At 55.7% G+C, this 16,132-nt stretch carries 2 protein-coding genes; both read right to left on the reverse strand.

What is annotated here, in order from left to right; translation table 11 throughout:
* Positions 1–324: 324 nt before the first annotated feature.
* Positions 325–13,917, reverse strand: coding sequence for an Ig-like domain-containing protein (locus Poly21_RS07845; RefSeq protein WP_302118053.1), 13,593 nt, complete (start codon positions 13,915–13,917; stop codon positions 325–327).
* A gap of 383 nt (positions 13,918–14,300) precedes the next feature.
* Positions 14,301–15,602, reverse strand: coding sequence for an ankyrin repeat domain-containing protein (locus Poly21_RS07850; protein WP_146406306.1), 1,302 nt, complete (start codon positions 15,600–15,602; stop codon positions 14,301–14,303).
* Between the last annotated feature and the right edge of the window lie 530 nt (positions 15,603–16,132).

Genomic DNA, 16,132 nt, shown 5'->3' on the forward strand with positions numbered 1-16,132 from the left:
GTAGCTAAATCGGCCAAAAAACAAGCCGCAGCCCGGACTGAAAAGTGGGTGGCCCTCTTTTCACTCGAACCCAGCGGGTGCTGATTCCAATTCAAACCGGATCGAGTCGCCGTCGGGGTCTGTGGCATCGACGTTGTAGATATACGGTGTTGAGAGCGACGTGCGTGTCGACGGCTTGCTGGTGATCTCTGGGGGCCGGTTGTTTGCTGCCGCATCCGTCGTGACGGAGTACGCGAAAGTCTCCGTATCTTCACCACCGCGTCCGTCAACGACACGAACTGTGTAGGAACCAGTAGTTCCGATTAAGGAATCGCTTGGGGTGAATCAGAGACGCCCCGCAGATGTCATCGTCATTCCATCGGGTCCGGAGACAAGTTCAAAGGTCAGCGGGTCGTTGTCGACGTCGATCGCACGAGCCTGGTAGTCAAGTGGGACGCCGACGCGAGATTGACCGGCAGGTGGGCTGAGCAGGTACCGCGGTGCAATTTCAGTCAGCAGGTTGGGTGACGAGTTCTCGCCGTTGCTATTGATGATGCTGACGACGTACGATTGCGAACCGATCGCGCCGTGAGGATCTGTTGAGATGAGTGTGACGAAGTAGTCGCCCGCGTCGCTAGGGACCCAATCGAGTTCACCGGTCTGGCGATCCACTTGAAAGTCGGTGGACGGCCAGAGTCGACGGTCGCTGCCGAAGCTACTCACCAAAGGTATGATACTGCCCCGATAGTCCAATGCCTCGGTTTCACCCTCATTAGGATCATTGGCGTGACTGTCGTAGGCGTAATCGATGCCGACGGCTCCACCACGAACAGGTGTGGATACGAACCGCGGTGGCGCATTGGCAAGTACTGTGTAGGTCACCTCCTTGGTGAGCACACCACCGGACATATCATCTGCGCTGACCGCGATAGTCACGTTACCTGGGGCCCTGGGTGTCCAAGTGATCACGCCGGTGTTCGGGTTGATCTGTGGCCCATCTGCTGGATCACCGCTAACCTCGAGCGACCATTCAATGGAATCCCGCTCGGGATCTTCCACGCTCGCAGTAACTTGCATAGGGTGGTCGCGGTAGAGAATTGGTGCCGGTACAACCATTCTCGCGGGAGGTCGATTATCAGACGCCAGGGCAGGATCATACGCCATCACTGATACCGTAGCAGTGACTGCTTGTCCTGCTGGGTCGTAGGCCGTAATGGGAAGAATTGATTCACCAACGATGGGCGGCGTGAATACGATCACGCTCTCTAGGATCGTATCTGCATTGAGATCACGCTGAACAATTTGGGCGCCAGAGGTGAGCGCTGTGGGATGGAGTTCAACCGTTACGGCGTCGCCGAGTGGATCATGCGCGATGATTGGGATTTCCGCTTCTGTTCTGATCGGTACGCGAACCCACGGCGCGACATCAAGGGTCGGGAATGCATCAAGGGTGGGGGCGAGCGTAAATGTTTGGGAAGCTCCGCTGCCGCGACCATCCTCAACGGCCACCGTGACGTCGATCGCCCCAGTGCCAGCTGGCGTCCAGGACAGCAGTCCTGTGGTCGAGTCAATCGACACTCCGGATGATATGGATGCCGGATCTACTGAGAAGAGTAGAGTGTCACCATCCGGATCCGTGGCGACTACCTGGTAGACTACCGGCACGTCGACCGCAGCCGTCCTCGGAGGTGTGCTGGTGATGGTCGGGGCTTGGTTGGCAAACGTAAACTCTGGGGAGAACGTCTGGCGAGCAAAGCCGCTTTTGCCATCGGATACCTGTACCGTGATCGTTCCCACCTGGGCAGTGTGAGGTTCAGGCAGCCAGCGAATTAGACCAGTGATGGGATCAATCGTGATGCCATCGGGGCCATCGAGCAATTGGTAAGTAAGTCGATCTCCATCAGGATCCGTCGCATCCACGTCGTACAGGAACGGCTCAAAGTATCGTGCGGCGAGACCAGGGGTTGTGTTGATGAGAGGGGCGGTGTTCAGACGCGGCCGGGTGTCGACTAGGAAGTCCAACTGAGTGACCGCCTCCGCAGAGGAGACAGTGCCTTGATAAACCAGCGAAGTTGGAGAGATCGTCGCCCACTGATCCCCCCGTACAAAACCAACGCGATAGTCGCCTGCGGGCGAGTCGATGTGATAGATTCCCGCAACATCTGTAGTAGTCGATGCCTCGCCGACATCAAACCGCAAATTGCTGTTGGAATCGAGGTAGACAATGGTGTTTTCCAATGGGGTATCCGTCCCACTGTCGAATATCGCGTTTCCGTTGACATCGTGATAGACGCGACCGCCGAGCTTCGCCGGTGCAGCGTCAATTCCGGCAAGCGTGAATACTTGAAGCGTCGTGTGTCCACGACCATCGCTCACTTGCAGGACGAAATCGTAGGTGGATTCGGCGCCACCAGGCACGTCGAACGACAGCACGCCTGTGGTGCTCATGGCCGCACCTGCGGGACCATGCCGAAGCGAGATCGTTAGCAGGTCACCATCCGGATCCAAGGCGGATGCTTGGTAGTGATAGCTCGTGCCGGTTATGGCTGATGGTGTGGGCAGAGACGTGAATACGGGGGCGTGATTGCCTGCGACAGGCCCTAGTCGTAGCGTATACCGCTGTTTCGCATCGCCGCCACGACCGTCGTCGGCGGTAACAATGACTGCATAATCACCTGCGTCGACTCCATCGGGCAACCAGTTGATTTTGCCCGTGTTGGGGTTGATCGTAATATCGGCATCACTACCAACGACCCCGGCAAGTTGAATAGTCAAGGGATCGTCAATGCTAACGACCGACAAGGAATATTCGAGCACGTCACCATCGGCATCGCGAGCGAACGAGTCATAGGTATAGCGTTGTTCGGCGTCGGACTCGGTCGCAGGTAGGGAGGTAAAAACGGGCGGACGGTTGATCGACCCATCAATGATTGAGATTACGAACGACTGAACGGATTCGGCTCCATGAGAATCACTTAGGCGGAGCGATACCGGATAATTCGATAAGTCAGCTGGGACGTTGTCCCACTGCAAATATCCACTACCATTGCCGATATCGACGAAGGTCATGCCTGCGGGGCCGCTCAAGATTTCGAGCGTCACCGCGTCGCTGTCCGGATCATAGCTGCTCACCCCAGCTGAGTACGTCTCACCAATTCCGCCTCGGGCCGAAATCACGGGGGTTGATGTAAACACGGGTGCTTCGTTCATTGCTCCAAGCAAAACCAGTTCATAGTCGAACGGTTGCCTCTCAGGTACGTGAAACGTGATGGATTCGAGGGTGGTGCTGCCACCGGGAAGTAGCTGATCTGTGTCGACGAGGGGTGACAGGTCGTAGTATGGCGTGCCATCGGTCCATATCCCGTCGAAATCAATTAATTCCACGCTCGGATCGGAGACATTGCGGACGCCAATCCACAGAGGATTCGAAACGGGGGTGTTGCCGCGATTGACAATACTCAGTTCCGCATAAAGCTGGTTGAGCCGTTGGTTGAATGAGGTCGTCGCGTACTGCTCAAGAATCGCCGAAACATCGATCATGGATTCGAGGGCGGAGTTGGCACGATGCGGAAGTAAACCTTCGAGGCGATGAGTGGTGGTCGCCGAGGCACCGAGACTGTTGATTACCTCAAAGTCGTAATGCGATTTACCAAAGGGGAGTTCAATCGAAGTGAAGAAATTGCCTGCCGCATCCACCGTTTCAATGCGCTGGCCATCGATGCTCAGCGAGACAATCGTCGCGTCCTCACTTCCACTACTTGCTCGCCCGCTGATCAGCACGGTCTGCCCAGTCGGGATCGCAGCCCCATCGCTCGGCGACATGACTTCAATGGTAGGCGTCGCGCCGAACCACTCGACCGTTGCTGTGTCGATAACGCCCATAGCGGTCGCAGTAATACTATCAATACCAGCAAACTGACCATCGACCAGGATTGTTGCTCGACCAAAGGCATCGGTGCGGAGGGAGCCCACCTCAGCGTTGGAACCGGCAATGGTATAGTCGACACGAACGCCCGGGAGCGGGATTCCTTGTTGGCCCGAAAGTGTGGCGACGACATGGTGCTGGTTTCCGATGGGCAGCCGCAAGATACTCGGATCGAGATTGATTTCAGGAGCGGCGTCGATGGGAACGAATGACTGACCACCCACGTAGCCATAGGATTCATCATAGCTGTACCCATACGCCGTTACGCCGAATGGAAGTGGGCCGGTGACGCTGTGGCCCGCCTCATCGACGCTGAGGTTCGCGACGGAATACTCTGTTCCCGCGACAGAAACGAAGTGAGTCGGGTCGACGAATAACCCATTGATCTTGATCTCACTGATGACCGAGCTTGGAACGGTCAATCCTAAATAACTATCATTATTTCTCGGGAATTCGGACGAGACCATGTATGACGACAAAAACTGCTCGGTCGGTGGCACGAGCATCATAAACGGATCACCCACCTGGTCATTCTGCGAACCGGTCGCGAACTGAGTCAGCTGAATCGGTTGGTTGGAGATGACGGATGTTGATGCGGCCAGCGTCGCTTCGTGCACATCTCCGGCACTTAATGAGACCTGCGTCTCGCCAATCCAAACCTCTGTCGAATCGTAGACGGCGACGGCTCGGATGACATCAGGGCCTTTGCTCGCGAGTTTGTTTAAAACAAACTGCTTGCCGAGTGTTTCCAGCGGTGGGAGCTGTTCGATTAGCGTGTCGCACGTCGTCAATCCGATGGGCACATTGGCGCAAGTGTGGCCAGAGAGGACGGCTACTTTTTCAGAGGCGTGGATGAGCGTGCCGGTGAAGTCAGCGAGCGCGCGACTGTCCTTTAGCGAGTAGACCTCGCCGCGATCAAGATGCAGCATCGCTCGAGTGCCATCGGGCGAAGTGATTTCGACACTGGTTTGATCGACTGTGCCAATGACCTGAAATTGTGTGCCGAGATTTCCCCCCAGCCGTGGATCGGTGGGATAGGACGTCAAAATATAGTTCTGTCCGATGGTATCAGTGGGCAACGCCATGAATCCATCGGTCGAAGCGAACTGAGCGGCCAGCCCATACACCGCAATTTCGTGGTCTGCAGTTATTCGTATGGCACTTGGCAAGATGGTTCCCTCACCTGTGACACCGGTTGTCCCGCTGCCAATCGGTTCAAGCGATGCCGGCAGATAAAACTGCTGTGTCTCACCTGCCGCGAGTTCAAAATTAATGTCCACCTCTGACCAAGGGGCAGAAATATTCCCAGCCGTATCGAACTCGCTTACCAAGACAACTAAGAATCCATCGCGATCACCGTCTTCATTCGCCGGAGGTTCCTGGTAGGCATTTGCGTTTGGAGGAATGGCAAGAAAGAATTCTCTTCCAAGGTTATCGGGGATTCCAGAATAGTCGTCGTCCACGATGGTGATCGTGGCGGTTTGATTGAGAAGAGTCCCTGCTACTGGTGATGAAAGCGAAACGAAGAAATCTCGCGTGGGGTTGGCGTCTCTATTTCCCGGTGTGGGAATCTCGATCACCCCTTCGCGCTGGCCGGCGGCGATGACGAGCGTTCCACTGGTGTGCTGGTAGTCAACGCCGGCAATCGCCAGCCCATCGCTAGTCGCGTAGTCCATTGATACGGGATACCGGGCTGGGGCATCGAGTGTCACCGGGACAGCGATAACTCGGCTGGGATCGTTGCCCTCAATGGTTCGAATGTCATTGACGACGATCCCAGGACCAGAGTGGCGCAAGACAACTTCGTTACCGGTTCCGCCAGCGTAGGTGAGTCTGAACACTTCACCATCGAGAATCCAAGGCTTCCATTCATCCTTAGCTGCGAAGGTTCCTATCACAGGATCGACCGTATTCTGACCTTGGCCCTCGTCGCGATGATCGTCTTCGTTAACCCATAGTGTGAACTGGTCTCCGATCTGGGTCTGCCCGACACGTTGGATCTCAAGATCACCATCAAGATGGAGCGATCCTGTGACTTGGATCTGTTCGTGGACTGGCCCCAACGCTGCATCCATGACCCTGAGGATTGTTGTCCCCCTGGAGGACTGGATGAAGTTTCCGTCAACCTGGAGAGTTCTGGAAGCATCGCTTATTGAAAAATGGGCGTGATTTTCAATGCTGCCTGCGATTCGACCGCTGACGATAGCCTGTCCCCCATCGATCAGTAGTGTATTGTAATTGTTTTCGTAGTAGCTCGATGCCAGTTGCAACGTGGCGTTATCGAGCGTGAAAAGGCCGTCGCTCATAATGATGGGTTCGTCGGAACCGAGTGCGAGTGTCTTGGTTGGTGCAACGTAAACGTTCCCGCTGGTCTGAAAGGGAAGGTCGATAGAGAACAGATTTGTGCCGTCATGGTTGATCAAGCCCTCGTTGATGAAACTCGCTGTGGAGTTCGGAACACCGAAGTCATCGACGGCGGAAACGACCGCCCCGTCGCCGGTTACATTGAGAGTCCCCAAATTGAGTATTTGAGATGCTCCGTCGACGATGATTCTGCCATGAACCCATTGAGTCGTTCCCTCGAGAAGCAGCCGATGGTCGATCAATTCGGGACTGCCCGTCCACGGCGTCGCCCCAACCCGCATCGTGCCGACAACTCGTGTTGTTGCATCGCCCGTGAGCCTAGGAGTGCCGCTGATTTCGAATTCGTTCTGAATCGTCAGCCCAGAATCATTGTCCAATGTGCCACTCGATAGAGTGACATCGTCAATCGAAACTGGTGCGGAGACGTCAACGCGAACGCTGCCACCGCTGATTTGTAACGAGTGTGCTTGCAGAGTTCCGTCGAAACTCACCCCACCGCTGCTGACGAGGACTGCGCCGACATTCACATCGCTTGATATCTCGCTTACACCTTGGGCGATCTCCAGCGTCCCGTCTCCAGTAACAGCGGCGGTTGGCAAAAGTTTCAGCTGGGGACTGTCCAGGTCCACGGTCCCATAGCTGTCCGCATCCGCCTGAGGCGCCAGTTGCAGGGTGTGATTATTCTCGATAAAGAACTTACCCGAAGACACGCCTATGCCACGGAGTTGCAGTGTTCCCGATTCCACACTCACCAGGCCATTTGAATTCATGCTGCCATCGTTACGAAAGGGAACGTCGATGACAGTAAGTTGGGTTCCCTGCGTTTTCTTGATAGTTCCTTCGTTGTGAAACAGACTGCTGGAGCTCGCCGCGTTGATCGTGTAGTTAGCATCAAACGCATCGATGACGTCTGCGTCAGAACGGATGTCAATTGTCCCGCCAGAGCGATTGTGCCAGGTGCCTGGTTGGTATTCGTATTCGTATTGATCGGACAACAGCAAGCGACCAATGGTGACGTTTCCAGAATCTTGCAGAATGAGCTCACCATCGTTGATCAGGGTCGTTGCTACTGATTTATTTGCTGTCCCATGAATCCATCCAGCTTGAGCTACGGTCAATGACCCGGGACCGACGATCACACCTCCCGACCAATCGAAATTCGCCTCCACTTGCACTTCGCCGTTGCTGTGCAGAATTCCTCCAAACATCGAAAGACTTGCTATCTTTGCGACACCGCCAAGACTGATCGTGCCGTTGGTCGTCAGCGAGGCAATCTCGACGGTACCAGTAACGGAGAGCTGACCCCCAGTGTCGACAGTGATGGGCTCTTCGGAATACAGACTCGCGGCATTGGTACCCGACGACGAACCGCTGTCGATCCGCACGGGAGCGTGACCAGGAACATCGATGAGGACGCTATCGGTACCTGTCGGGACTCGGTGGACCGCTGCTAAATCCGTGGTTGTCCAGTTGCCGGGTTCGTCCCAATGATCATCTACTGCACCTGTCCAGATGATTGTCGGGTTAAACTCTGCGGGAGGTGGATCGGCGATGCCATACGGATTTCGGTTATTTGCATCGAGGGAGAATGTCGCAGCATTGGCATGACTGCCATGTCGAAACGACGTGCCATATGGGAAGTAGTAGACTGCGTCGGTTTTTTTGTCGACCATCCACAGTTCAGTTCCACCTTGCGGATTCGTGGTGATTCCTTGCAAATCGTGATTGCCACGACCGACATCCACTCTCCAGTCGCCTAGATACTCGCCAGCGAGCGTGTACACGAATACTCGGGGAGCGTGATTTTTATCGTTGAGGACGAATAGGCGAGTGCCATCGGTCGCGATACCAGATGAGTCTCGGTTGCTGGGGTGCAGATCGAATTGGCTGGTAGCTCTAATGTCTCCAGCACGATGCGCCGCACCTTCGGCAAAGTAGAGGACTTTGTCTTTGGCTCGATCAACCGCCCAAAGATGGCGACCGTCGGTAGCAATGCCTTCGGCAGCGTTTAAGTTCTTGGCATTCTTCTTCGTGCCGTTGGCTCTGGCCTGCCATCGACCGATTTCGTTGCCGTCGGGTGTGTAAACAACAATCTCGTGGCCTGCGGTGATGGTCCACAGGGTATCGCCTGCTGCATCGGCGGTGATGCCACGCGCGCGGTCGTTGTTGGCATAGTCCCAGTTCTCAATGAAGTCGCCGTTGTCACCGTACTTGAAGATTTCATGGCGACTATGGTCGACGACGTAAAACTTTGCGAACTCCTGCACCGATGCGACGTTGATCGTGATCGTCGCCGGCGCCGAGGTGGTGGCCCCGTCGGTAATTGTGTACTCCCACGTGACCTTGCCATCAAATCCGGGGCTCGGAAGAAAATGAAACGAACCATCCGGACTGGTGCGAAGGATTCCAGCGGATGCGGGAAATGCATCTGTGACAGTGCTGATTCGAATTTCGTCAGCGTCCGAGTCCCAGTCGTTTGCGGTCAGGCCCTCGGAACTTCCGACGTGTAACGCGACACCTGCGTCAGTGACGTAGCCATCATTGATCGCCACGGGAGCATCGTTGACACTGTGAACCGTCAGGTAGACGGTCGCGACGGCTGAGTGAACGTGTCCGTCGAAGACACGATAGGTGAACTGGTCGCTGCCGTGGTAGTTCTCAGCAGGCGTGTAGGTGAACGCGTTGTCCTCAAGGAGTGCGGTGTTTCCGTGAGCGGGATGCGTCATCAGGACCGGGGTGAGAGCGTCACCGTCGCCGTCGAAATCGTTATGGAGAAGGCTCGTGATATCGAGTTGCGTGTCTTCGTCGGTTTCAAAGATATCATCATTCGCTACCGGGGCTTCGTTATAATCGTGTACATTGACGTTGACGGTGTTGGAGCGGTAGCCTCCGCCAGCGACGTACGTTCCACCATCCATGACACCAGAGGGAGTGAATTCGCTGTCGCGACTGAGCGCAATCGTATCCACTGCCGTTCCGTCTTCTCGCATCCACATGTTGAGAGCATGAATGCCGGGCGAGTCAAACGTGATTGTCACGCGGTCGTCTCCGGAGCGATTGTTGACCGCGTTTACCCACGTCCAATCTCCTGAATTGTCAGTCATGCCCAAGTTGCCGAAGGTGACTGGCGTGCCATCAACCCCCAGGTGAACTGAGTCGTCACTATCCGACACACCTTTCAACCGCACCCATACGTAGAACGTTCCTGGTTGGTCGATCTTGATGGAATAGTCGCGGCGCGGACCCTCGGTACTGTCTCCTGTATTCAGCGAAGAATTTGGTGCGGCGAGGAGGTACTGGCCTGATGACGCTTGTTGGTCATACCGTACCGCCCAGTCATGGTTGGCTGCAGTCCCGCTCCCACCGCTTGCGTGTTGGAAATTCTCTGCTTCAACGAGGACCTGCCCTGCTGCTTCATGGAAGAGTCCATCGTGCGGGGCATCCTCGTCGAAGGCTGTGGCATGAATGAAATAAGACCCGGGCTCTGCGAAACGGTGGGCGACCAAATTTGGATTGCCGCCAATCCATTGATCCGGCGTGCCATCACCCCAGTTGATTTGCCATGCATAGATCGTATCTTCGCCGGGATCGATCTCGTGGAGGTCGAGGTCGAATACATCGCCCTGCCGGACCGTGAGGGGAGCGGTAATTGTCAGGAGCGGATCGACATTTTTGACCGTCACTGAAGTGCGAGTCGAGTAGATGCCCGATGTGGTCTCCGCCCAGAAAAACACGTCGCGAGCGACATCGCCGTCGTCGTACACATGGCTCGCGGACATTGATCCATTGGAGATCATTTCATTCGCGCTGTCTCCCCAATCGACGAACCACTGCGTCACCACCTCGGTTGAATGAAGCTGCACAGAGACTGGCGAACCTTCGTCAACCGCGACGGGCATGGCATAATTAACGGGAGGGTCAACATCAGTGCAGAACTGCAGATCCGTTACCGCTCCGCTGCCAGCGAAGACGACCTCCATCCTGGAGACATTTTTTGTATCAAGAGCGAGTCGTTGGAATCCATTGTCACCGACATTGGACGCTTCAACGCGGGCGAGCAGATTATTCTGATTGTCAAAGAGCCGCACTTCGTTTCGACCGTTGTCTACGTCGAGTAAACCGATGGATGTGATCGCGGCGGGGTCATCGAAGTGGAAGAGTAACTTTCCGCCTCTGGCGTTGTCGTCAGGGTCCCCCGAGTCACCGTCTTCGCTGATGATCAGAACCATGCCGAGTGCCGCATCATTCGCGCCAGGAGCGCCTGCCCGTCCGCCACTGCCAATTCCTGGGCCACCGAAGTCTCGGTTGGCCGTCCCTAGATCAGGGTCGCCACCGGTAGGTTGGGCGGAATCGAATAGCATGGGTGGATTGGATGCTTGCGAGCTTTCGATCGTGATGCCCCACTCTGCCCACACGTTTCTGGCAATCATTCCAGCAACATTGTCGGAACCGTCGGAAGCGCTGTCAAAGTTTAGAGCTGGATAGCAAACTGACTCGTGAACGCTCGGGTTGATCGTGACTACGACCGTCCCCACCTCGGTTTGGCCCAGGACATCAGTAGCCCGATAGGTGAAAGTATCGACGCCTGAGTACCTATCGCCGGGCGTGTAGGTAAACCTCCCATTTCCTTCATCAATCACCACACCGTACGTCGCGTCATTCCCTATCGTGTGCACTGTCGAAGCGGAAAAGGTATCGTTGGCAGTGACGTCGCCACTGACAGGAGTTTGGTAGTCAGTAACAAATACATCGTCCAACACGTCTTTGGCAGATGCGATCAATACCGAGACCGTGACAATGTCCGAGCTGTGCAATCCGTCATGGGCTCGATACGTAAAGCTATCGCTGCCATGATAGTCGCCATCGGGCATGTAGGTGAACGAACCGTCGCTAGCAAACTCAAGCGATCCATGTGCAGGCTGAGTTTCGATGACTGCGGTCAGATGATCTCCATCGATGTCGGCGTCATTTGTTAGAACGCCAGGAGCATCTACAACCAGTTGCACGTCCTCCGTACCGTGGTAGGTGTTCGGGCTACCAATGGGTGGCAAATTTGCGCGATCGACGGTAATGTGGACTGTCGCCGCATTGGCGCTACTGAAGACTCCGTTGGATGCGTGATAGTTGAAAAAGTCATCGCCAAAAAATCCTGGATCAGGGGCATAGACGAATTCGCCATTGGAATCGACTGACACGCTGCCATGGGAAGGCTCGGTGACCGACCCCGGGGCTACGGTGATCGCACGCCCCTCCTCATCGAAATCGTTGGAGATCAGTGCCGGGGCGTTTCCAACGAGAACCCTATCTTGGACGGTCGTGTAGTAATCATCCGATGCGGTAGGAATGGGGTGATCGCATGTGATTCGGAACCAAGAGCCGCTATCGCCATCGTTATTCACCAGGCGTAAAACAAGCGACAGTTCTTGACCGACATTCAGCTGGGAAATATCGAGATCCACATATCCGCTGAGGTAGTCATCGGGATCGTTTCGATAGTGGTACGTTGTATCGCCTTCAATCGCTCCCATGCTTTCGGTGATATTGAAGTAGCTGTCACGGTTCAGTTCGATAGTTGGTACCACGCTGTAACCATCTTGATCGAGCAGAGCGACCTCAAACGCATCGTTGATACGATCATTGGCGGTTTCATCAAATAATGCCTCGAAGCCAAACATCAGCCACGATGGATCGTCGGGAACCGTGATTGAACGGGTAATTGAAACTAAGAGCGAATCCCCCTCGCTTACCAAAACTTCAGGCCCATCGGCCACCACTGTTCCGCGACCCGTATCCGTTCCGCCAAACTGTGAGGCCGTCCAGCCGTCTAGCGGATCGCCACCAGCGCAAGACATCGAGATTGAGCCGGCATAGCCGGGGCCGCCAGGATCGATAATGACTCCGTTTGCGATGCCATCGTCGTCGCCTCGACCACCGTCCTGGATGTAGAGCGTGAATCCAGATTGTGTTTGGATCGCACCCGTCGTTCCGTCGAAATAAAACTCACTCAGTCTGCCAGTGATCGGATCTTCCTTGTACCACCCATCGACGGGCTGGTCGTTTGGCAAGTGGACTGTAACCATTTGCACCCCACCGAGAGGAACCTCATGGAGTTCAAACTCAAACAGTCCCAGCGGCAGACGGTGATCCGACATGGCATCCATCGGTGTAACGCTACGCACGCCGTTGAGAGCCACCCCGTTCGCGTCGATGGTCGTTGGTCTTCCCGAGTAAGTATCGGGGATCGTGGCAACGTCCGCTTGGATTGCGTCCAAAATGCCATCGTTGTTTCCGTCACCATCGCTGGCCAGCCGTTCCAGTTCTTCTGGCACTCCATCGTGATCTCCGTCATGACTACTCTCAACTCTGTAGAGTTCTGATACCGAGCCCATGGAACCATCGGCGGGTGCAGCATGCACAAAAATTTCGTCGCCGATGTTGATCTTGCCAGTCCCAACCAATCGGAAAGTACCCGCGTCACCGCCGGAGTCATCCAGAATGGCATCTCCGAGTGAACGGATCAGATCATCCTGGATACTGTAGACATGTAGCTCGTGATTGATTGCTAGCTCATGCGACATACTGCCAGTGACCAAAAATCGTCCGGCGCCACGAGCGTCAGTGGTGGCCGCCAGTTCAATGGTGGGCGAGTTGGGAGCCTTTCCCGCTGCCTCCAATAAATCAGCAGCCGTGTAGCTCGACGGACCGCCGATGAGATCGTTGTCCACGGATGCATCCGAGGTGGGGATTGCATTGACATCACTCTCGTGAGTGCTGCTGCCTTCGCCGTCTTTAGCAATGAATGCCGGGGTGTTGCGCGCGTTCGATAGACTCGCTTCCTGGATGGGGGAATCCGTAGTGAGAACCGGTGCCTCCGTTGCACCAACTGTTTCGATCGTGGGCGTATCGGCACCGCCTATGCTCTGCACTTCCTCAATACTGCCCCCGGTGCTGGTTGTATTGTCGCTACTCGACTGAGAGAACCTAAAATTCATGGCGGTCCCTGCGCGATCGGCAGCTTGGTGCGGAGAGTTGGAGAATCCGCCTCCAGTCGCCCCACCACCGGTCATCCCGCCCCCCAACGAGCCCCCACCGGTGCCCGATCCGATGGAAGATCGTCCGGTAGCAGCTGCCGCTGGAGATCCAAGCGGTTCGTTAATCCCCGCGACCAGAAACGAATCCGAGATCGCCCCCTGCAGCGGACTGGCAATCAATGGATGAGTGCGTGGTCGGGGAAAAAGCAGCGCGTCAATCGCTCTTGCGCGCTGTGCGTGATAGCTGCCACGGTCGCCCAGTGGAGGTTCGGTATGAATCGATGCTCTCTGTGGCTCCCACCGATGGTCGGCGAACGGCTTGGTGAATCGCGAACGTTTGACACCCTGCAAAACTTCGGACTGTTCACGGCTAATCCGCGTGTCCTCAGCGATTCGTAGCATTCGGTCCAGGGGATCTCTGCTCTCGCCCTCCGGCTGTCCCAAAAGCGCGATGGCGGAAATTTCCAGCAGACTGCCGGGATGATCGCGGCGTTCCAGAGTCTCGACGAGATGTTGACGAGCGGGGTGACGAGCCGGGTGATCTGGCTTCCGTCGACGCTTTTCTCGCGCTGCTCGAGTATCGCAGCCTGACGGGTTTTGGCTTAAGAATCGCGACATTGTGGGAGCCTCTTCAAGTTCTACCCAACGAATGCAATGTCCGCCTAAATCCGGTTCAAAGCGTCATTCCAGCGCCGCAACATCACCTTAGCGACGTCTTGTAGTCCCTACAGTCTGCCCGTCCTTATGGGTGTGAAGCTAAGGGGCCACTCAGGCGTTGTCAACAAAATTAATTAATATTTTGCTAATTACTTAATTGATGTGCCGGAGAGTCAGGTCTTCAAACTCTCAATTCGAAGGCGCGATGCGGGTATTCTATTGAGACTGTCCGCGCCCTCACGCAACACACCGACGAGCGATCGCGGTCATCAATAAAACCATCCCCGCTTTCGAAGACAGCAACGACGTTCGATACCGGGTTGCTATCATTGCCCGATGAGAGGTTAGTGGGAATCCAATCGCCGTTCGATGTCGACAAATGCGTCGAGGCAATCTCGGAGCACATCCGTTTCATGGAGCATCCCCGTGTCGTGGCCACTCATCTTGGAAAGGGCTTGCTCGATGGCTGTTCGTCGAATTCTGACGTGCTCGAGGGGCGTGAGCCCTTCTCCATTCTTTAACGAGGCATCGACGCCGTGTCGAAGTAAACTCGAGACGACCGCCGCTGATTGAACGATGACGGCTTGGTGCAAAAGCGATCCGTTGATCGGATCGAATTCGTGTGGATCAGCGCCGATTTCAATCAATGCCACCACGTTCTCGGCGTTGCCCGATTGCACCGCAAGCCGCAGCGGTGACGCTCCGTCGCGGCCCGTCTGCTGCAAATCGGCTCCTAGCGAGACGAGCGTGCGGATCGTTGCGGGACTTGCGTAACTCGCGGCCATCGCGAGGGCGGTGACGGTGAATCCTCGAGGGATGCCGTTGATATCAACTCCGTTGGCGATCAATTGCTCGATGGTCTCAATATCATTGCTAGCTGCGGCCGAATGCAGGGCGGCTCCCCGAAGATCGACTGTTGGCTCATTGTCATCCATGGCGTGATGTTGGTCACCTGACGCGTCTGGATGCTCATAAAGCAGGTGACAGTGCTGTGTCAAAGTTTGCGCTGCTGGATCCTCCAGCCAGTAGCGGTAGCTCAGTTGCGCCAGCGATGAATCACATCCCAACAGGGAGAGAAATGCGGCTAATCCCGCTTCGCCCGTTACGAGCGAGAAGTTTTCAAGCGACGACAGATCGACTGGTTTCAGGACGTCTTCCAACTCCGCGCGCGTCGTCTCGCCGCGGAGGCAATCTTTGAGCAGCTTCCAACGATCCTTAAGGCTCACCGTAGGTTCATGAGGATATCCATCGGCCTCATCATCAATCTCGCCGAGAACGCTGCCAAAATACTCACTTTCGTCCATGCTCGTGAACTGATCGATCGTCAGGCCAGATCGAAAAAATGCATAGGTCCAGAAATCGCTATCGTGGACATGAAAATTGAAGGCGCTGGTGTCGAGAGCTCGCGACAGCGCGGCAGGGGAATCGCTGACCATCGCCGCTGAATCGATTACCGCCACCCAACCGCCACAGGGCTGGCAAACAATGATTCCGCGACGCAAACCGCCGACTCCCCACGTGTCCTCGTCAGCGAGTGGCGTCGTACTCGGCTGCCACCCCTCGTCCGCCATTAGACGCTTGAGTTCGCCGGCGACAGCCTCCGCATCGGAACTGCGGACCAAATAACTTGCTGAAAACCCACCCATATTCAGAACTCCTCAAAACGCAATGTCATCAATCGAGAGCACGATTCTTCTTTGATCTCCTCGCCCCCCACTGTGAACTCAGTCGACGGATTGCGCAGTCTAACAGGATCGTTTGTCAGTATGCCGTCCGCCCACTGCCGGCGAGCTCAAAAACTTTCCGGGCGATTTCACCCGGTCGAAGGGTGTGGTGAGCAACCCTGATGTGGCTGCGTGAGCGGTGGGGCGCCCCTGTGCGAGTTTGGACCCTCGTCGGCAACGTGTTCCCGGCGGGCGCACGATGGGGCGGCTCTTTTTTTTCGAGCGCGGATGATTGACAGATGTGGGACGCGTCGTCATTCTGTGATGAGAATCATTATCACTAAGGTTCGCTCGATCGGAGTTTCATCTCGAGGTCTGCGACAGTGCCACGTCAGGTACTTTCGTAGCCCGCAGGGGACTCTGGCTGTTGGTGCGAACGATAGTTGAGATTGATCGCCGACGACGCAGCCAGCCTCATTGGATGTATCGAGCCACTCTGCCACAGCAGATTA

It is taken from the genome of Allorhodopirellula heiligendammensis, from assembly GCF_007860105.1.
Classification (GTDB): Bacteria; Planctomycetota; Planctomycetia; order Pirellulales; family Pirellulaceae; genus Rhodopirellula; species Rhodopirellula heiligendammensis.